At 71.4% G+C, this 19,273-nt stretch carries 14 protein-coding genes; 6 read left to right on the forward strand and 8 right to left on the reverse strand.

The window, feature by feature from the left end; genetic code table 11:
- Positions 1–5: 5 nt before the first annotated feature.
- The gene (locus tag ABZ297_RS02810; RefSeq protein WP_355338321.1) at positions 6–2,273 is read left to right on the forward strand and encodes an FtsX-like permease family protein; all 2,268 of its coding nucleotides are present in this window, start codon (positions 6–8) and stop codon (positions 2,271–2,273) included.
- Here ABZ297_RS02810 and treS read toward each other — a convergent pair whose 3' ends face one another.
- Together treS and ABZ297_RS02820 are read right to left on the reverse strand one after the other, a co-directional pair.
- The gene (gene treS / locus ABZ297_RS02815) at positions 2,274–3,962 is read right to left on the reverse strand and encodes a maltose alpha-D-glucosyltransferase (RefSeq protein ID WP_355338324.1); all 1,689 of its coding nucleotides are present in this window, start codon (positions 3,960–3,962) and stop codon (positions 2,274–2,276) included.
- A 258-nt stretch (positions 3,963–4,220) separates the two neighbouring features.
- On the reverse strand, positions 4,221–5,864 hold the full coding sequence (locus ABZ297_RS02820; RefSeq protein ID WP_355338327.1) for an asparagine synthetase B family protein: 1,644 nt from the start codon (positions 5,862–5,864) through the stop codon (positions 4,221–4,223).
- 71 nt (positions 5,865–5,935) lie between these two features.
- On the opposite strand from ABZ297_RS02820, the gene ABZ297_RS02825 reads away from it, so the two are divergent.
- The 4 genes from ABZ297_RS02825 (at position 5,936) to ABZ297_RS02840 (ending at position 11,180) form a co-directional block, all read left to right on the forward strand.
- Complete coding sequence (locus ABZ297_RS02825) at positions 5,936–7,777, forward strand: hypothetical protein (RefSeq protein WP_355338330.1); 1,842 nt, start codon at positions 5,936–5,938, stop codon at positions 7,775–7,777.
- A 7-nt stretch (positions 7,778–7,784) separates the two neighbouring features.
- Positions 7,785–8,387: an anticodon-binding protein gene (locus ABZ297_RS02830; protein WP_355338333.1), complete on the forward strand. Its 603-nt coding sequence runs from the start codon at positions 7,785–7,787 to the stop codon at positions 8,385–8,387.
- 124 nt (positions 8,388–8,511) lie between these two features.
- Positions 8,512–9,894 carry a diaminopimelate decarboxylase gene (gene lysA / locus ABZ297_RS02835; RefSeq protein WP_355338336.1) on the forward strand — a complete coding sequence of 461 codons (1,383 nt, stop codon included), beginning with the start codon at positions 8,512–8,514 and terminating at the stop codon, positions 9,892–9,894.
- Complete coding sequence (locus ABZ297_RS02840) at positions 9,891–11,180, forward strand: homoserine dehydrogenase (protein WP_355338339.1); 1,290 nt, start codon at positions 9,891–9,893, stop codon at positions 11,178–11,180. Before lysA ends, ABZ297_RS02840 begins: the two co-directional genes overlap by 4 nt.
- A 250-nt stretch (positions 11,181–11,430) precedes the next feature.
- Here ABZ297_RS02840 and ABZ297_RS02845 read toward each other — a convergent pair whose 3' ends face one another.
- The gene (locus ABZ297_RS02845) at positions 11,431–11,637 is read right to left on the reverse strand and encodes a DUF397 domain-containing protein (protein ID WP_355338342.1); all 207 of its coding nucleotides are present in this window, start codon (positions 11,635–11,637) and stop codon (positions 11,431–11,433) included.
- Positions 11,625–12,434, reverse strand: a complete 810-nt coding sequence (locus ABZ297_RS02850; protein ID WP_355338345.1) for a helix-turn-helix transcriptional regulator — start codon at positions 12,432–12,434, stop codon at positions 11,625–11,627. The genes ABZ297_RS02845 and ABZ297_RS02850 overlap by 13 nt, the downstream gene beginning before the upstream one ends.
- 285 nt (positions 12,435–12,719) lie before the next feature.
- On the opposite strand from ABZ297_RS02850, the gene ABZ297_RS02855 reads away from it, so the two are divergent.
- Positions 12,720–13,313 carry an ATP-binding protein gene (locus tag ABZ297_RS02855; RefSeq protein WP_355338348.1) on the forward strand — a complete coding sequence of 198 codons (594 nt, stop codon included), beginning with the start codon at positions 12,720–12,722 and terminating at the stop codon, positions 13,311–13,313.
- Between the two features lie 187 nt (positions 13,314–13,500).
- Here the strand turns inward: ABZ297_RS02855 and ABZ297_RS02860 are convergent, their stop codons facing one another.
- The 4 genes from ABZ297_RS02860 to ABZ297_RS02875 are packed head-to-tail and all read right to left on the reverse strand — an operon-like array spanning position 13,501 to position 19,182.
- The gene (locus ABZ297_RS02860; protein WP_355338351.1) at positions 13,501–15,306 is read right to left on the reverse strand and encodes a glycosyltransferase; all 1,806 of its coding nucleotides are present in this window, start codon (positions 15,304–15,306) and stop codon (positions 13,501–13,503) included.
- Positions 15,303–17,249, reverse strand: coding sequence for a glycosyltransferase (locus ABZ297_RS02865; RefSeq protein ID WP_355338354.1), 1,947 nt, complete (start codon positions 17,247–17,249; stop codon positions 15,303–15,305). Before ABZ297_RS02865 ends, ABZ297_RS02860 begins: the two co-directional genes overlap by 4 nt.
- Complete coding sequence (locus ABZ297_RS02870) at positions 17,246–18,748, reverse strand: glycosyltransferase (RefSeq protein WP_355338357.1); 1,503 nt, start codon at positions 18,746–18,748, stop codon at positions 17,246–17,248. Before ABZ297_RS02870 ends, ABZ297_RS02865 begins: the two co-directional genes overlap by 4 nt.
- Positions 18,745–19,182: a hypothetical protein gene (locus tag ABZ297_RS02875; protein WP_355338360.1), complete on the reverse strand. Its 438-nt coding sequence runs from the start codon at positions 19,180–19,182 to the stop codon at positions 18,745–18,747. The genes ABZ297_RS02870 and ABZ297_RS02875 overlap by 4 nt, the downstream gene beginning before the upstream one ends.
- Positions 19,183–19,273: the final 91 nt, after the last annotated feature.

Below are 19,273 nucleotides of genomic sequence, written 5' to 3' on the forward strand. Positions count from 1 at the left end.
ACCCCATGAGCACAGCACGGGCCGGCAGCCGGTGGATCAGGGCCGACCTGCGCGCCAGGAAGGGCCAGGCCGCGCTGACCGTGCTGGTCGTGGCCGGGATCGTGGCCGCCCTGATCGCCGCCGTCACCCTGCTGGAGGACGGCACCAACCCGTGGCGCAGCCTGTTCGCCCAGACCGACGGCGCGCACGTCTGGCTCTACACCCGCGACAGCCCGCAGACCCGCTTCCACGACATCGACGGCGTCACCCAGACGGCCGGCCCCTACCGGTCGGCGCCCGTCACCGTGGTGCAGGACGGCAAGAAGGACCCCGCCGCGCTGCGCGCCATGCCGGTCACGCAGCCGCAGGTGGCGCACCCGGTGGTGGTCGAGGGCCAGTGGCTGGACGGGGCACAGCCCGACGGCGTGGTCGTCGAGCGCTCCTTCGCCCGCGCGCTGCGGCTCAAGCCCGGCGCGCCCTTCACGGTCATCGCGCTCAGCGGCGAGCGCCACACGCTGTACGTGCGCGGCATCGCCGACTCCGCGGAACAGGGCTTCTACCCGGAGTGGACTCCCGGCCTGGCCTGGGTGCTGCCCACCACACTGGACCAGGTCGAGCCCATGCTCGGCCGCAGCGAATGGGTGACGGGGCTGCGCCTGGCCGACCCCGACGCGACCCAGGTCGTCTCGCAGCGGGTGGTCGTCATGCTGGAGGACCAGCTCCAGCGGGTCTACACCTGGCGCGAGGTGCGGGCCGCGATGGAGCTCGACAACCGGCTGCTCGGCACCCTGCTGGCACTGTTCGGCGTGGTCGGCCTGGTGGCCGCGGCGCTCGCGCTGGCCAACGCGGCCGGCGGCCGGGTGCTCGGCCAGTTGCGCGACCTGGCCACGCTCAAGGCCATGGGCTTCACCAGGGGGCAGGTGGCACTGCTGCTGCTGGTCGAGCACGGCGCCCTGGGCCTGCTCGGCATCGGGGTCGGCACGCTGGCCGGGTGGGGCGCGACGGTGGCCGTGCTCGGCGCCACCTCGGTCGCGCCGATGCCCGTGCTCGCCCTCGTCGCGGGCACGGCGCTGGTGGTGCTCGCCGCCGTGGGGCTGCCCGCGTGGCGCGGCGGGCGCACCCCGCCCATCCCGGACGTCCCCGCCGCCCCGCCGCGCGGCCACCTGTCGCGGCTGGCCAGGCTGGCCCTGCTGGTGCGGCTGCCGCCCGCGCTCATCCTCGGCACCCGAGACGCCTTCACCCGGCGGGTACCCGCGTTCCTCACCGCGTTCGGCCTGGCCGTCCCGATGATGATGATCACGATCGGGCTCGGCGTGTGGGCCACGCTCGACAACTTCCTCAGCCACCCCGAGCAGGTGGGCCAGCACGCAGGCCTGTACGTCAGGCCGGGCAAGCTGGAGCCGGCCGAGGCCCAGAGCATCGCGGAACGCGACAAGGACGTCCGCACCGTCTATCCGGGCACCGAGGTGAACGCGCTGGCGCCGGGAGAGGCGCGCTCGGTCAGGGTGCGGGCCATCGGCAGCTCGACGGAGCCGTACCCGTACCCGGTGGTCGAGGGGCGCGCGTACGGCGATCAGGGCGAGGCCGTCGCCGGCCAGGGGCTGCTCGACCTGCTGGGCGTGAAGATCGGCGACCGGGTGCGGCTGACCGTCGGCGGCACGCCGCTGATCGTCCGGGTGGTGGGCCGCACCGTGGAGCCCGACTCCGACGGCGAGGTGCTCTCGGTCGGGCTCGACAGCCTGGCGGCCAAGGACTCCGTGCCGCCCGAGTTCTACGCGCTGGCGCTGCGGCCCGGCGCGGACCCGGCCGAGGTGCGCGCGAGGCTGCTGGCCGCGTCCGGGGAGAGCCTGGACGTGCAGCGGGCGGTCAACCCCGCCGACCGGCTGTCGATCATCCGGGTGGTGATCGTGGCGCTGATCGCCGTGCTGACGCTGATCGGCCTGGCGAACCTGCTCACCGCCAGCGCGCTCGGGCTGCGTGACCACGCCTTCGACCTGGCCGTGCTGAAGGCGATGGGGCTGACCCCCCGGCAGGTCATGGCCACGCTCGTGACGGGCACCGGGCTGCTCGTCGTGCTCGGCGTCGTGGCGGGCACGGCCGCCGGGGCCTCGGTCGTGACCGGGCTGATCGACCTGCAGGGGCACACGAGCGGGGTGGGGGCGGGCATCGGCCGCCCGCCCTCGGTGCTGACCCTCGTGGTCGCGGTGCTGATCGCCGTGGGCACGGCCCTCGCGGTGGCGCTCATCCCGGCCCGCCGCGCGGCCCGTGCCCAGGTACCCGTCGCCTCGCGCTAGCTAAGACTTGAGCGCGAACCAGTAGAAGCCGTGGCCCGGCAGCGTCAGCAGGTACGGCAGTTCGCCGATCTGCGGGAAGTGCACCCCGCCGCGCGCCTCGACGGGCGTCATCCCCTCGAAGCGCCGCAGGTCCAGCTCGACCGGCTGCGGGTACTTCGACAGGTTGTTCACGCACAGCATGATGTCGTCGCGGTCCTCGCGCACGAACGTGAGCACGGACGGGTTCGACGACCACATTTCGGTGTACGCGCCGACGCCGAAGACCGGGTGGTGGCGGCGGATCTCCAGCATGCGGCGGGTGAAGTGGAGCAGCGAGCCCTCGTTCTTCTGCTGCGCCTCCACGTTGATCGCCTGGTAGCCGTAGATCGGGTCCATGACCGCGGGCAGGTAGAGCCGTCCGGGGTCGGCGGCGGAGAAGCCGGCGTTGCGGTCGGGGCTCCACTGCATCGGCGTGCGGACGGAGTCGCGGTCTTCAAGCCAGATGTTGTCGCCCATGCCGATCTCGTCGCCGTAGTACATGATCGGCGAACCCGGCAGGCTCAGCAGGAGGGCTGTGAACAGCTCGATCCGGTCCCGGTCGTTGTCGAGCAGCGGCGCGAGCCTGCGGCGGATGCCCAGGTAGGCGCGCATGCGCGGATCCTTGGCGTACTCATTGTGCATGTAGTCGCGCTCCTCCTCCGTCACCGTCTCGAGCGTGAGCTCGTCGTGGTTGCGGAGGAAGATGCCCCACTGGGCCGTCTCGGGCAGTTTGGGAGTGCGCGACATGATCTCGGAGATCGGCTCGCGGGTCTCCTTCTTGACCGCCATGTAGATGCGCGGCATCAGCGGGAAGTGGAAGGCCATGTGGCATTCGTCACCGCCGACCGTGGGGTCGCCGAAGTACTCGACGACGTCCTCGGGCCAGCCGTTCGCCTCGGCGAGCAGCACCCGGTCGGGGTAGAGGCGGTCGACCTCGGCGCGGATCTTCTTCAGGTACGCGTGCGTCTCCGGCAGGCCCGAGCACGCGGTGCCCTCGCGCTCGAACAGGTACGGCACCGCGTCGAGGCGGAAGCCGTCGATGCCCAGGTCCAGCCAGAAGCGCAGCACCTCCAGCATGGCTTCCTGCACGGCCGGGTTGTCATAGTTCAGGTCCGGCTGGTGGTGGAAGAAACGGTGCCAGTAGTACTGCTTGCGCACCGGGTCGTAGGTCCAGTTGGACTCCTCGGCGCCGATGAAGATGATCGGCGCGTCGGGGAACCCGGTCGGCTCGTCGGCCCACACGTAGAAGTCGCCGTACGGCCCCTCGGGGTCGTGACGGGACGCCTGGAACCAGGGATGACGGTCGCTCGTGTGGTTCATCACCAGGTCAGTGATGATCCGCAGGCCGCGCTCGTGAGCCTTCTCTATCAGCTGAACAAAATCCCCAAGATCCCCGAAGTCAGGCAGGATCTTCATGTAGTCGGAGATGTCGTAGCCGCCGTCGCGCAGCGGCGACTCGTACAGCGGGAGCAGCCACAGGCAGTCGACACCGAGCCACTCCAGGTACCCGAGCTTCTCGATGAGACCGCGCAGGTCGCCGGTGCCGTCGCCGTTGGAGTCCTTGAACCCCCGGACGAGTACCTCGTAGAACACCGCCCGCTTGTACCAGGAGGGATCCTCGGAGACGAAGGTCTCCGAGATCGGCTCCGGTGTTGGGGATGTGTTGATCATATGTCGCTCACAGGAAGAGATGTGGGCAGGACGAAGTCACCGGTTACCCCGGCGTTTATCTGGTGACCGCGCCGCCTGGAGTCGTCATCCCTGCGAACCCCATGCCCTTGACGGACCGGATTTGTGACCCGGTGCCCGCTTGTGCGGCGCTTACGGGCCGACACTACCAGCCCGTTGGCTTTCCGGAACCCGCTATTGCTGTGGGACCTTTAATACCCACGAGATCGCCGTGTAATCGTCCTGTTACCCACGGTTCACCTAGAACGGCGACGTCACGTCTACCAGGTCGTTTTCCATGTCATTCAACCAGAGTCCGAACAGCACCAGCCCGCGCACCCAGAACCGGTCGTTCCACCCGTTGAACCGCGTCAACGCGTCGGGCCCGCCGGCGATCACTTCGCGCAACTCGTCTGACAGCAGCCCGGGAACCCGCGAGGCGAGCGTCTCCAGCATCTGGTGCGAGTATTGACGCGCCGGAGCGGCCGTGGAGCGCAGCGGCACCCGCTGGAGCGGCTGCTTCACCACGTTCGTGGACGGCAGCGCCGCCACCCGAGGGTTGGCCGCGTGCAGCACCTCGCGGTAGAAGCGCCCCTTGTCCTTGCGGGCCACGCCCACCGACAGGGCCGCGTCGAAGAACTCCGGATGGATGAACGGCGCCGCGAACGACGCCTCCGGGCCCACCAGGTTGACCGCGGAGCGGGCGATGCCGCGCACGGTGCGGGTGTGCAGGACCGACAGCGGCAGCTCGGCCCGGTGGCCGTGCAGCATCGAGGTCGCGGCGGTGAACTGCTCCCTGACCGCCTCCTCGATCCACACCAGGGCCTTCGGCGACAGGAACGGCTGCGACGGCGTGCCCAGCGACAGCGAGTTCAGGATCGCGGCCGACCGCTCGGCCTGCGAGGTGGCCTCCAGTGCGGCCCCGCTGACCATGAAGTTCTTCAGCAGCGGCCCGCCCGCCAGCCCGTCGACCAGGACTCGCCCGGCCCCGTGCACCTCCTTGGCGAACGGCGCGTACCAGGCGTGGTGCGGCGTCAGGTACTCCAGTCTGCGGGCCACCTCCCGGGCGTCGGCCGGGTAGTCGGCGGGGTCCTGGGTGATGACGCGGTGCGGGATGCCCAGCTCGCGGGTGATCGCCCTGGCGAACGCGATGTCGGTGTCGGTGCCGTCGTCGGGGCTGGTCGTCCAGGACTCCACGTCCGCGCCGCGGGCCATGGCCACGCTGGCCAGCAGCCGCGAGTCGTACCCGCCGCTGACCGGCACCAGCAGCCTGCGCCCGTCGTAGTCCTTGTAGACCTCGTGCAGGATCTCCAGGATCTCGTGCGCGCTGGTCCACGCCTCGTACGGCTCACTGCGCAGCCAGCGCGGCAGCCTGCGCTCGGTCGACAGGCCCTCCTCGAAGACCAGCGCGCTCGACCCGGGCAGCCGCTTGACCTGCTGGTACGGCGTGGCGTCGCCGAGCGGGAAGGTCACCTGGAGGATGGACGCCCAGGCCGACCAGTCGAGCTCGACCGGCACCAGCGACAGCAGCGGCTTGATCAGCGAGGAGAAGTAGACCGCCTCGCCCAGCCGCACGTAGTAGACGTCGACCAGGCCGAGCGCGCCCGCGTGCAGCGTGACCCGCCTGCCGTCGCCGATCAGCCCGGGAGTCTCGTACGTCTCGGCGACCGCCATCCAGTCGCCGGTCCACTCGCTGGGGCCCGACGGGCGGCGCTCGCCCCAGGAGAACGCGAACGCGCCCTCGCCCCGGTGGTACGGCGGCAGGGGAGCCGTGCTGAAGAGAGCCGCCTCGGCGCTCTGCAACGCGGGACGCACCCTCGGGCCCGCGCCCGCCAGCTTGCCGAGCATGACGGGGTCGATCCGGCCGAGAGCGCCGCAGACATAGGGCCGCACATTGAACTGCACCGGATCTCATCCCTTCGAGACGCTTCCCGCAAAAGAGTATCCTTTGCCGGGCTGAGAGAGCGGAGGTCCAGTTGTCAACCGAGCTGGAAAGCACGCGCAGGGCACTGCGTGAGGCGATCGCCCAGGCGGAGCACGCCGCCGAGCTGGCCAGGCTGCTCGACGCCGCCCAGGCGAAGCTGGCCGCCGCCGACCAGAGCGCGGAAGAGGCCCGAATGCTGGCCGAGCGGCTCAGCGCGGCTGAGGAGCAGCTGGAGGATGAGCGCGCCGCCGCCGAGAAGCTCCGCAAGGAGCTGGCCGAGCAGCGCTACCAGGCCGAGGTGGCCAACTGGAAGCTCTCCTCGATCAAGGTCGCCCGCTGGAACCGCCTCGGCGACGCCATCAAGAGCGGCAAGAGCAACCCGGTCCGCCTGGCCAGGGGGCTGAAGGGCGCGGCCAAGCCGGTCAAGCGGCCCATCGCGCCCAAGCGCAAGCCCGTCGCCGCCGGCCAGAAGGCCGACAGGCCCGGCGCCGCCTTCCAGGCCACCACCTCCACCAGGGTCCTGGAAGGGGCCTCGTTCAAGCTCAAGCCGTTCCGGGTGCCGACCGGCCCGAACACCCGTCCGCACCTGACCGCCGCCGTCATCGCCGACCCGCACGTCGAGGCGCTGCTGCGCTACGAGTGGCGGCAGAGCACCGGCTTCACGCCGCGCGACTTCGCCAGGGTGCTGCCGCTGGAGGTGCCGCACCTGCTCGTGGTCGAGTCCGTCACGCAGGGGCCGTGGGCGGAGGAGCTGGTCGGCGAGCCGGGCGAGGGCCTCAGGGCGCTGCTGGCCTGGTGCGCCGAGCGCGGCATCCGCACCGTGTTCTGGCACACGAGGGGCGACGTGGCCGACTACGCGGCCGCCGCCGAGCTGTTCGAGCACCGCTTCACCACCGACCTGACCGTGGGCTGGCCGCGCCTGCAGTTCGGCGTGCAGCCGCGTGTGCACAACCCGATGCCGCTGTCGGGCGGGCGGGTCGATCGGGTGCTCACGCTGGAGCAGCTCCTGCCCGACCACCTGAGCTATCCGGACGTGCTGACGTCCTACCGGTGGCCCGCCGCCGTCGAGGTGCCGCCCGGCACGCCGCAGTGGCGGCTCGCCGAGATCGCCGCCTGCGGCACGTCGATCGGCGCCGAGCCCGACCCGCGCAGGGCGCACGTCGCGATGCGCCGCGCCTACCTGGGCGGCACCATGACCGAGCGGATCGACCAGCTGCTCGACGCCGTCGGCCTGCCGAGCGCCCGCGCCACGCTGAACGTCTCCGTGCTGCTGCCCGTCACCGATCCGTCGCTGCTCGAACACGCCCTGGCCCAGGTCGCGCGGCAGTCGGGGGTCTCGCAGCTGGTGCTCTTCGGCCCTCCCGCCGCCGAGCAGCGGGCGCGCGACGTCCTGCCGGACGTCGACGTCGTCTTCCGCCACCTCCACGCCGCCCGCTCCACCGGCGCGATGCTCGGCCGCGGGCTCGACCTGTGCGAGTCCGACCTGGTGGCGGTGATGGACCCGCGCGACGTCTACGGCACCCACTACCTGTCGGACCTGCGCCGGGCCTTCCTGTTCAGCACCGCCGACATCGTCGGCAAGGCCGCCTTCTACGCGCACCTGCGCAAGCCGCAGGCGACGCTGCTCAAGCAGCCCGACGCCGAGTACTCGTACCTGCCCGAGATCATCGGCGCCACCCTGCTCGCCCGCCGTAACACCCTGCGCGAGCTGGGCTTCGCCGATCTCACGGAGGGCTGGGACGAGGTCATGATGCGGCAGTGCCGCGCCGACGGGGTCAAGGTCTTCTCCGCCGACCGGTTCGGCTACGTCCGGGTGCGTGACGAGGACCGGTGGCTGCTGGGCGCCGCCCAGCTCGTCGAGTACGGCTCCGCCGAGCCGCACGCGCTCATCTGAGGCTCGCGTGACACCCGGGCAGCTCGCCGAGGTGCTGGGGGAGCCGCCGGTGCCCGAGGGGACCTGGGAGCGGGAGGCCGTCTACGTCTCGGCCGCCGCGCTGCGCCGCGGGATCCCGCCCGAGGTCCTGGCCGCCCGGATTCGGGGGTGCGAGGTGCTGCGCAACGGCTTCCTGCGGATCGTCGTGGACGTGCCGGGGGCGCTGCTCGACGAGACGCCTGCGCTGGATCTGCCGGACGTCTGGCCCGATCTGCCGCGTACCTGGGACAACCCCGGGTTCGTGGTGCGTTACGGGCACGCGCGGGCCGCCGCCGTGCTCAGATGGGCCCGCGACCTTGGGGTGCCTGCCGCGGGGTTCCGGCCCGAGGTGCTGGACGACGTCCGCGACCGGGCCGTGCTGCGGGTGCTGGCCGAGATCCCGGGGCGGCTGGTGAGCCGCGACCCCGGATGGGAGCCCTACCTGGTGCGGCTGGCCCTGGCCTACCACGACGCGCACGAGCTGGCGCCCGCCGTCCCGAAGGGGGACGAAGCGCCCGCGCCGGTACACGCCGCGCGGGTGCGGCTGGCCGCCGCGGTGCGCGGGGTGCTGCCGGGGCCGGAACGGCTGTGATAGGTCGCAAAATATCCGGCCAAACGACGAAAAATCGTAAAAATATCCCACTTCTGGGCTGAACGGTGTCTCGATACGTGGGCAGCGGTCCGAGAGGAGCGGCGGTTCCGATAGCCTCGTTCGGGTGAGTCGATTCGTCCATCCCGCCGGGGACAGGCACGCCGAGATGCTGCCCCACGAGCGCCCCCCGCTGGCGCCCGACGACCTCAACCGGATCAACCCCGCGATCTGGCCCCGAACGTCGGGCCGGGCCGACGGCGCGCTCACGATCGGCCAGATGGACGTCCGCGACCTCGCCCGCGAGCACGGCACCCCGCTGTACGTCCTCGACGAGCAGGACGTCCACTCCCGCATGCGCGACTACGCCGCCGCCTTCGCGGGCTCCGAGGTGCACTACGCCGGCAAGGCGTTCCTGTGCAAGGAGGTCGTCCGCTGGCTTGCGGAGGAGGGGCTCGGCCTCGACGTCGCCAGCGGCGGCGAGCTGGCCGTGGCGCTCAGCGTCGGGTTCCCGCCCGAGCGCATCACCATGCACGGCAACAACAAGTCCGTGGCCGAGCTCACCAGGGCGCTGGAAGCCGGGGTCGGGCACATCGTGGTCGACTCCTACGAGGAGATCGCCAGGCTCGGTTACCTGGCCGAGCAGCACGGCAAGCGTCCCAAGGTCATGATCAGGGTGACCACCGGCGTCGAGGCGCACACGCACGAGTTCATCGCCACCGCCCACGACGACCAGAAGTTCGGCCTGTCGTTGAACACCGGCGCCGCGGCCGAGGCCGTCCGCCGTGTCCTGGCGCTCCCGCAGCTGGAACTCGTCGGCCTGCACTCGCACATCGGCTCGCAGATCATCGACACCGCCGGCTTCGAGGTGGCCGCGCGCCGCCTGGCCACGCTGCTCGTGCAGATCAAGGACGAGCACGGCGTCGTCCTGCCCGAACTGGACCTCGGCGGCGGGTACGGCATCGCGTACGTCGAGAGTGACCAGGCCCCCGACCTCAAGGAGCTCGCCGACAGCCTGCGCGAGATCGTCACCAGGCTCTGCCGCGACGCGGGGCTGCCGGTGCCACGGCTGACCGTGGAGCCGGGCCGCGCCATCATCGGGCCGGGCGGCATCACGCTCTACGAGGTCGGCACCGTCAAGGACGTCGAGGGGCTGCGCACGTACGTCAGCGTCGACGGCGGGATGAGCGACAACGTGCGCACCGCCCTGTACGGCGCCGAGTACACCGCCGTGCTCGCCAGCCGCGAGAGCACCGCCGAGCCGATGCTCAGCCGGATCGTCGGCAAGCACTGCGAGAGCGGCGACATCATCGTCCGCGACTGCTTCCTGCCCGCCGACCTCGCGCCCGGCGACCTGATCGCGATCGCCGCGACCGGCGCCTACTGCCGGTCGCTGGCCAGCAACTACAACTACCTGCCCAAGCCCGCGGTGGTCGCCGTCTCGGGCGGCAAGGCCCGGGTGATCGTGCAAGGCGAGAGCGAGGACGACCTGTTGAGGGGGCAGCTGTGAAACCGCTGAAAGTGGCCCTGCTGGGCTGTGGCGTGGTGGGCTCGCAGGTCATCAGGCTCATGCACGAGCAGGCCGGCGACCTGGCGGCCCGCATCGGGGCGCCGCTGGAACTGGCGGGCGTCGCCGTCCGCCGCCTGGGCCGCAAGCGCGACGTCGAGGTCGATCCCGCGCTGTTCACCACCGACGCCGAGTCGCTCGTCACCCGCGACGACGTCGACATCGTGATCGAGGTCATCGGCGGCATCGAACCCGCCCGGTCGCTGATCGTGGCCGCCCTCGGCAAGGGAAAGTCCGTCGTCACCGCCAACAAGGCGCTCCTGGCCGAAGACGGCGCGACGCTGCACGAGGCCGCCCGCGCCGGCAACGGCGACCTCTACTTCGAGGCCAGCGTCGCGGGCGCCATCCCGCTGCTGCGTCCCCTGCGCGAGTCGCTGGCCGGAGACCACGTCAAGCGCGTGCTCGGCATCGTGAACGGCACCACCAACTACATCCTCGACAAGATGGACTCCACGGGCGCGTCCTTCACCGACGCCCTGGAAGAGGCCCAGACCCTCGGCTACGCCGAAGCCGACCCCACCGCCGACGTCGAGGGCTTCGACGCCGCCGCCAAGGCCGCGATCCTGGCCGGGCTGGCCTTCCACAGCCGCGTGACGGCCGCCGAGGTGCACCGCGAGGGCATCACCGAGATCACCGCCACCGACGTCGCCTCGGCCAAGGCGATGGGCTACGTCATCAAGCTGCTCGCCATCTGCGCCCGCTCCGACGACGGCCGCACCATCGGGGTCAGGGTGCACCCCGCGATGATCCCCCGGAGCCACCCGCTGGCCGGGGTCCGCGAGGCGTACAACGCGGTCTTCGTCGAGGCCGAGTCGGCCGGGCAGCTCATGTTCTACGGCAAGGGCGCGGGCGGCGCGCCCACGGCGTCGGCGGTGCTCGGAGACCTGGTGGCGGTCGCGCGCAACCGCCTCGCCGGCACCCACGGCCCCGAAGAGTCCACCTACGCCGACCTGGCGGTCCACCCGATGGGCGAGACGGTCACGCGCTGCCACGTCGCCCTGGACGTGGCCGACAAGCCCGGCGTGCTGGCGCGGGTGGCGGAGCTGTTCTCCAAGCACGACGTCTCGATCCAGACGGTGCGCCAGGAAGGCCACGGCGACGACGCCCAGCTCGTCATCGTCACCCACCGGGCCACCGACGCGGCCCTGACGGCCACCATGGAGGGCCTCCGCGACCTGGACATCGTCCGCGCGGTGGCCAGCGTCATGCGCGTCGAGGGCGACGACTAGACGAAGGGCTGAACGGCATGGTCCGCGCCGGTGGGCGCGCTTCGCGCGTACCGGCTCGGGCTGCGCTGAGGGGGGGAGCCGAGCTCCCCCGCACCCCCGGCGTTGGGCGAGTTCGGGCCGGTTCAGGCCGCTGACCACGCCCCGATCACGGGATGGGCCCGGTGCGAGCAGGCGACGACGACCTGTGCCGGGCTGACAAGGATGCTGTTTCGACTCCGGTCACATCGAACCTGTCTCCCACGGGAGACGGTCAGATGTTGAACTCGCCGTGGGTGGCTCCGTGCAGGAACGCCCGCCACTCCTGGTGCGTGAAGACCAGGGCGGATCCGTTCGGGTGCTTGCTGTCGCGCACCGCCACGACGTGGGGCAGGTTGGTCGCCACCTCGACACACTGGCCGTTGTCGCCGCTGGCAGTCGCCTTGCGCCACTTCGCCTGCTCAAGGTTCACTTGGTCCATTTTCTTACCGCATCCTCTATCGCCTGTTGCGACTGTGACTGTGGGTACGCGTCTGCTCTGATGGTGTCATACCTCATCTTGAGCTGCGCGACAGAATCGAGATCGCCCGTGACCTGGCCGGACAGGATGGAGTCGGCCGACACGACCTCGGCCCCATCGCGTAGCCGCGCCAGTGCGAACGCGCTCATCATGCCGGCCGCGCAACCGGCGACCACAGGCACGAGCTGGATGGTGATCCGCGGATGCTCTGACATTTCCAGCAGGTAGCGAAGCTGCTCCGAGAGCACCTTCGGCCCTCCGATCGGACGATGGAGGACGCCCTCGTCGATCAGGGCGAGGAAGACCGGAGGGTCGGGAGTGTCGAAGATCTGCATGCGTCGCGTTCGAGCCTGAACGCGCTCCTCTATCTGATCGGCGGAGGCCATGGTGGCGAAGATCGCCCTCGCGTACTCCGGGGTCTGGAGCAACCCCGGAACCAGGAGCGGATCCCACGACTGAAGGATGACCGCCTGTGGTTCGATCTCCTCCACCCATCGTGCGAACCAGCCGAGAGTGGGCGAATGGGATATTTGCCTATATAGATTGGCGAAATGCGCGTCGAGGTGAAAGATGCGATCCAGCGCCTCGGCGAAGTCGAGAGTGGGGGCTCTCCGTCCCCTTTCGACGTGGCTGATGAGAGACGTGTGACAACGCATTCGCGTGCTCAGCGCCACCTGGGACATGCCCGCATTCTTGCGGTAGTGCACCAGGTCGAAGGCGAAGTGCGCCCGGGGAGACGTCCGGTCGTTGGTGTCCAAGCCACCTCCCCGTCGCCGCGTCCCAGGCAAATCACTGTGCGTGACAGTACAGCGACAGCTCTGTGACAATCAATACACTTCGAGTGTCGCTATTTGTCGCTCAGGTTTCGCGAGGTAAGCGCTCCATTGATCCGAGCGAATGCGCATGCTGATAATCCACGCGGTCGTACAAGACGAAATGTCTGTCGTGGGGGAGCGGCGCACGCGCCTCAGACGGACGGGTGAGGGGCAGCGCGATGGGCGTGTCCGGGGATCGGTGTTCGCGGCCCGGAACGAGGTGATCGGATGACCACGGAACCGCTGCCCGCCAGGCAGAAGCAGCACCTTGACCTGGTGCGGTACGCCTGGAGCCGCTGTGTGGCCCCGGTGGGCGAGGACGGAGTCGTCTTTCGGGTCGCAGGGTGGCGCCACGTGGGACGTGGAGCCGGCCACGCGGCGCTGGGAGGTGTCGCGGTGGACGAGCGGTTTCTCGGTGAGATCGTGCTGCCGGGGGTGGCGCATTCGGTGGCGGTGGCTCGTCGCTGCCTCGGCGAGATCCTGACGGCGTCAGGGCATCGGGACGTGGACGACGCGCGGCTGGTCGTCAGTGAACTGGTGAGCAACGCCCTGGTCCACACCGCCTCGGGGCTGCGCGGTGGTGTGGTCGTGGTGGAGGTCATCGCCGTTGACGCCGTCACGGTCCGTGTCGAGGTCGCTGATGACGGCGCGGACACCGTTCCCCGTCCACGCGAGTTCGGCGACGGTGACTGCCACGGGCGGGGGCTGTGGCTGGTCGAGCAGGTCGCGGCCAAGTGGGGCGTACGCCGGTTGGGCGGGAGGCGGCGCGCGGTCTGGGCGGTGCTGACCACGGGTCAGCACGCACCTGCCGGCGCGTGCTGACCGCGGGCCACGGATGCAGGCAATCAGGGTCCGGGCACTTCCTCTCCGCTGAGTCTGACCTCGTAGGCAGCGCCACGTATCCACGGGAAACGCTTGCGCCTGATGTCGCACTCAGGGGGGTGATCTGGCCGAGTGGATCGACGATACGTAGCGCGCCCCATCGCGAGGACCTGGCCGTGCCTGGTGGTCAGTTGTCGGGGAAGGCGAGGTTGCGGACTCGGCGGGCGGCCCGTTTGAGGACGGTGCGGTTCTGGGCGCGGGTCTGGGTTCGGGAGAGGGCGACCGCCTTTTGGCGCCAGGTTTCCGCCTTTTCGCGCCAGCGGGCCGCGTCCCTGGTCGCCTTTCCGGCTTCTCTGCGGAGTTGGGCCAGTTCGGCGCGGAGGGTGGCGGTTCTGTTGCGGAGCTGCAGGATCTCCTTGTCGCGCTGGGCCAGCAGGAGGTCGTGTTCGGGGACGGGACGCCTGCGCGGCGGGTACGTCCTGGGGCGGCGTTTGAAGCCCCACGAGGCGCCGTCCAGCCATTCCAGGCCGAACAGGTCGTCGAGGAGGTCGTCCAGGCGGTCGCCGGGCCGGGCCACCAGGGCGGCGCGTGAGAGGGCGGACGTGCGTTCCAGGCGGGCGACCACCACGCCGTCCTGGGTCTCGTCGAGGGCGACGCACAAGGCGCCGGCGTCGCGGTCCTCCAGGTGCGCGAGCAGGCGTTCGACCGTGTCCTTGCCGGGGACCCAGCCGGGTGGCAGGAGCAGGCGGAACGGGGCCGTCGCCCAGGGGTCCTGTGGCGCCGAACCGTCCGGGCGGAAGGGGTCGGCCGCCGGAGAACCGTCAGCAGGGAGGGCGTCGGGTTCCGCACGGGAGAAGGATGCCGGCTGAGGTGCCGGGGTGTCCGCGAGGAGGACGCGGGGGTCGTGTTCGAAGGTGGCCTGGACCAGACGGAGGTCGAGGTCCGCGTCCGTGAGGGGGGAGCGGCGGGCGGCGGTCAGAGTGCTCCAGGGCGCCGGGACGGTGACGGCGAGGTCCGGCACCGAGCCGGCGAGCAGGCCGTCCACCGTCGCGCGGACGTCCTCGTAGGAGCCGGGCGGCACCGTCGCCGCCACGTACGGCACCAGCCACTGCCTGCCGTGGTCGGTGCGCAGATAGCGACGGTAGGGGACGCGGTCCGCCACGTACGGGTCGTTGTAGCGCTTGAGCGCCGCGAACTCGCGCATGGCCGTGGGCAGCCCGAGGTGCCAGGCGCGCGACTCCGGGTCCGGGACGTAGACCGCGCCCGCCTGGGTGAGCCGGTAGCCGAGCTCGGTGTCCTCCGCCAGCACCAGCGAGGTGTCCATCCCGCCGATGGACCGCAGCAGCGCGGCCGGATAGGAGGCCGTGGCGCCGACGTGCACCCGGGTGGCCAGGGAGCTGGGGGCGGTGCGCAGGCCGTCGTGGTCCGCGATGATCTGCTCGGCCCAGTCGTGGCGGTGCGGCGACAGGTGGAAGAGCTTGGCTTCGGTGCCCGACTCCAGCGCCTCGCGCACCTCATGCGGGGTGGGCAGCGTGTCGGCGGGGGCGAAGTCGATCCAGCCGAGCACCACCAGGTAGGGGGCCAGATGGTGCCAGCGGAGCTGGGCTTCGACATGCTGCCTGTACGGGACCATGTCGGCGTCCAGCACGAAGACGATCTCGCCGGTGGCCAGGTCGAGCCCGGTCTGGACGGCCCAGGCCCGTCCCCAGCCCCCCTCCGGGCTGGGGACGAGTCGCGTTCTGGCCGGGGCCAGGGCGGGGAGGCGCAGAGGGACGGCGCTGCCGTCGTCGACGACGATGACGTCCAGCAGGTCGGCGGGGTAGCTCTGCGCTGACAGGGCCGCGAGGGTCAGGTCCAGCGTGTCCTGCCGGTTGTGGGCCGGGATGACGACGGTGACGGTGAGCGTGGGGTCCCAGTCGCCCAGCGCGGGCGGGGTCAGCACACCGAAGTCGTTGTGCCGGATGCGCGGCGGTGTCGGCCGTCCCGGGGTCATGGTCGCGGGCTCCCGTCCAGCTCCATCAGGGCGCTCGGGCGGAAGCCGCGCCACTGGTTCCTGTTGCGCTGCAGGAAGGTGCCGATCGGCTCCTGCCAGGTGTGGTTGGCCGCCGGGCCTCTGCGCAGGATGTAGCCGAGGCCGTGGGTGCGGTAGATCTGCCCGCCCGCCGCTTGCAGCGCCTCCTGGAACTGGGTGTCGACGGAGCGGCGCAGCGGCCTGAAGCCGCCCACCGCCTGGAAGGCCGAGCGCTCGACCAGGATCGTCCCGCCCGCGACGAAGCTGGTGATCTGCTCGGTGACCTGCTTGCGGTGGACGGTGACGTCGATGGACGACAGGTAGACGAACTCCGGCACCGTCCCCACGACCTGGGCGCCTGAGTAGGAGTGCGCGAGGAGCAGGTCGGACAGGAAGTCGGGCCCGTACCAGTCGTCGTCGTCCATCTTGAGCAGGAAGGAGCCCGACGCCTTGGCGGCGGCGTCGTTCAGCACCTCGCCGAAGACGGCCTGGTGGTCGGCTTCGAGGACGGTGATCGGCCCGTCGAAGCGCTCGACGGCGGCGGCTACGTCCGGGTGGTGAGGCGGGACGCCGTGCAGGGCGAGGATCACTTCGAGCTGGACGCCGCGCTGGCGGGCGACCTGGTCGAGGGCGAAGCCCACCATGTCGGTGCGCCGCGTCGCGAGCAGCACGGACGTCAGCGGGGGAGCGGGGCTGGGGGAGCCGAGTTGCTCCCAGCGGGCGGCGACGCCGTGGGTGCGCAGGGCCTCCCGGCGGAGCCTGATGCTGTGCTCCTCCCGGCGGAGGTCGTCGGAGAGGTCGGGCCGCTTGGTCAGCAGGGCGACGAGGTCGTCGCCCAGCGCTCCCGCCCAGCGCGGTACGGCCTCCGCGACCAGCGGGACCCCGGCAGCGGCCAGCCCTGCCAGCACCCGGACGGCGGCGAGCGGCCCGCTGTGCGCGCGGTGCCAGTCGACCTCGACGGCGCGGATCTGGCGCAGCCTCGACACCTCGGCGTCGGTGACGCCGCCGGACTCGGCGAAGGCCGTCACCACCTTGCCGTCGAGCAGGACCGACCATCGGCCGTCGCGCTCGGCCAGCGACGCCGTCCCCCGGGACGGGGTGGTGACGAAGCCCTGCGGGTTCACCAGCCGCTCGTCCACGGGCGGGATCATCGACGGCTCCCCGAGCACGTCGGGGTCGGCCAGCGGCGACCCGCTCATGCCGGGACGCCCGATCCGCTCCCAGCTCACGGCTCCCAGGGTGGGTCGCTCGATGGGCGTCTCATCTCCGGCCCACTCGGCCGGGCCGCCGCCCTCGGGGACGGAGCCGGGCGTGGCCTCCAGGTGGAGGGCGTGCGCCGCAGCGGGGGTCTCCGGGTCGAGGGTGCGCAGGACGACGTCGCTGCCGGGCGCGCCGACGCGTTCCGGGACGGGGCCCGTGACCTCCGCGGGAGTGGCGTTGGGGTCGCCGGGACGCCAGTCGGCGGCCCCCACCCCGGCGATGGCCGCGGCGGGTGCGGCGATCACGTCGAGGCGGTGCCCGGCGAACGCGCGGGCCGTCGCCGTCACCGTGCGGCCGGCCGGGACGGACGCGGAGAAGCGGGCGTCCACCACCCACACCCTGGCCTTCGGCTGGTGGACCCGCAGCTCGGTGAGCGCGCGCCAGCGGTGCGCGGGCGTCGGCGTCGGGACGGGGGCCGGGTGGGAGGCCGGCGTGTCCAGGACGGCGACCACCACGCGCTCGGCGTCGGGCAGCAGCTTGTGCAGGGTGGCCGCGCGCCGGAGGTCGGCCGGCGTGCGGGCGACCACCAGCACCTCCTTGACCTGCTGCGGGCCGGTGGGCTCCAGGAGGTCGCGGTCCAGGTCATGAGAGGGGGCGGGCGGGGATTCGACGCCCGCGACGAAGACCCGGGCCGCGGGCATCTCCGCCATCAGCTGACGGATCACCCCGCGCTCCGCAGGTGCCTGATGAGCGACGTGACCGGCCCGCTCCGGGGCTTCTCGGCGGGCTGCTCGGACAGCCGCTCGACCTCGGCCGTCAGCCGGGCCACCTCCTGGCGCAGCGACTTCACCTCGCCCTGTCGTCGCTCCGCCAGCGCCCGCCACTTCGCCGCGTCTCCGGCGAGCGGCTCGGCCTCGTCCTCGGGCGTGAAGCCGTACTCGGCGCCGCTCACCCAGGTCGTCCCGAACATCTCGTCGACCAGGTCGTCGGCCTGGTCTCCGGCCGGGCCGTCGAATCTGGCGGCCCGTGCGAACGCGGAGGTGCGCCGCAGCCGGGCCGTCAGCACGCCGGACGCCGACTCCTCCAGGGCCACGTTGACCAGGCCGAGCTGGTCCGGCTCGGCCAGCCGCACCAGCCTGGCGAGCGTGTCGGCGCCGAGCACCCAGCCGGTGGGCAGCGTGAGCGAGAAGGGCGAGGGCGCGGCGTCGGGCACGGACTCCGTAAAGGCGACGCGCGGCTCGTGCTTGTACAGGTTGTGCAGCAGCCGCAGGTCGAGCAGCGGGTCGTCCAGATTGGCGCGGCGCTCGTCCGTCAGCTTGCTCCACGGGCCGACGAGGGTGACGGCCGTGTCGGGCAGCGTCCCCGCGAGCGCGGAGTCCACGCCGGCGCGCGTCTCCTCGTAGCCGCCGGCCTCGACGATCACCCGCACGTAGGGGACGAGCCAGCCGCGTCGCGGATGGTTGCGCAGCCAGCGCAGGTCCGGGACGTAGTCGCCGAGGAAGGACCAGTTGTGCCGGTGCACCTCCTTCTCGCGCCGCATCACCGTGGACGGCCCGACGTGGAAGCCGCGCGCCAGCGGGTCGGGGACGAACACCGCGCCCGCCTGCGCCAGCCGGTAGCCGAGCTCGGTGTCCTCGGCCATGTTCAGCGACGTGTCGACGCCCCCAGCGGCCCTGAGCAGGTCGGCCCTGACCGACGTGGACGCCCCCGTGTGCAGCAGGTACGCGTTGGACCCGGCGGTCTTCAGCCGGTCGGTCGCCTCCAGGGTCTTCCTCGTGTACTCGCTCTGCACCCCCTCCTCGCCCAGCTCCTGCACGAACCGGGTGTCGCCGATCACGACCGCGTAGTCGATCAGGTGGTGCCAGCGCATGTGCGCCTCGAGGTGGTCCCCGGCCAGGATCATGTCGGCGTCCAGCCAATGGATCACCTGGCCGGCGGCGGCGAGCCTGCCGGCCTGCCTGGCCGCGCCGCGTCCCCAGCCGTCACGCACCCGGACGACCCGGACACCGGGCAGGTCGATCGGCGGCTCGCTGCCGTCGTCGGCGACGACCACCTCGACCAGATCCGCCGGGTAGGTCTGTGCGGCGAGGGCGGTGAGCGTCCGCTCCAGCCCGGCCAGGTCGTTGTAGACGGGGATGACCACGGAGACCGTCAGCGAAGGCTGCCAGCCGCCCAGGGGCGGCGGCTCCAACGTCCCGTAGTCGTTGTGCCTGACCCGTCTCACGTCCGCCCCTTGACCAGCGCCCGGACCTCTTCGCGCAGCTCTTCCACTTCTCGCGCGCGCGTCATGGCGTTGACCCGGTCCTCGCCGAGCGAGGCCAGGATCGCGCCGAGGTCCTCGCCGCGCCGTGTGCTGGACTTCTCGACGGCCCCGGTCAGCCTGTCGATCCTGGCCTCGATCTGCCTGATCGCGGTGGTGGTCCTGGCCAGCTCGGCCTCGTACTTCTTGACCCGGAGGTCGATGCGGTGCGCCTTGCCGTCCAGGCGGCGCACGGTCAGCACGAGGAAGGCGAGGGCGGCGAGCGAGAGCAGGAACGCCCCCGTGGCGGCGGCAGCGGCGAGCGTAAACGCGTCCGTCAGGACGAGCAGTACGAGTACGGCGAAGGCCAGAACTCCGAATACTGCGACGGTCGCTGCCAGTCGGCGGGGCGAGAGCATCCGCGCATACCTTTCACATCAGGACTTAAACGGGCGTCGGGGATGTCAGGGGATATTGACACCTTAATAAACAGCCAGCACTACCGTGCCA

Source organism: Nonomuraea sp. NPDC005983, from assembly GCF_040614375.1.
Classification (GTDB): domain Bacteria; phylum Actinomycetota; class Actinomycetes; order Streptosporangiales; family Streptosporangiaceae; genus Nonomuraea.

Bases quoted from the DNA above. Each gene is read 5' to 3' on its own strand.
- ABZ297_RS02845 (WP_355338342.1), bottom strand. From the start codon at position 11,637: ATGGACCAAGTGAACCTTGAGCAGGCGAAGTGGCGCAAGGCGACTGCC.
- treS (WP_355338324.1), bottom strand. From the start codon at position 3,962: ATGATCAACACATCCCCAACACCGGAGCCGATCTCGGAGACCTTCGTC.
- ABZ297_RS02875 (WP_355338360.1), bottom strand. From the start codon at position 19,182: ATGCTCTCGCCCCGCCGACTGGCAGCGACCGTCGCAGTATTCGGAGTT.
- ABZ297_RS02860 (WP_355338351.1), bottom strand. From the start codon at position 15,306: ATGACCCCGGGACGGCCGACACCGCCGCGCATCCGGCACAACGACTTC.
- ABZ297_RS02855 (WP_355338348.1), top strand. From the start codon at position 12,720: ATGACCACGGAACCGCTGCCCGCCAGGCAGAAGCAGCACCTTGACCTG.
- ABZ297_RS02810 (WP_355338321.1), top strand. From the start codon at position 6: ATGAGCACAGCACGGGCCGGCAGCCGGTGGATCAGGGCCGACCTGCGC.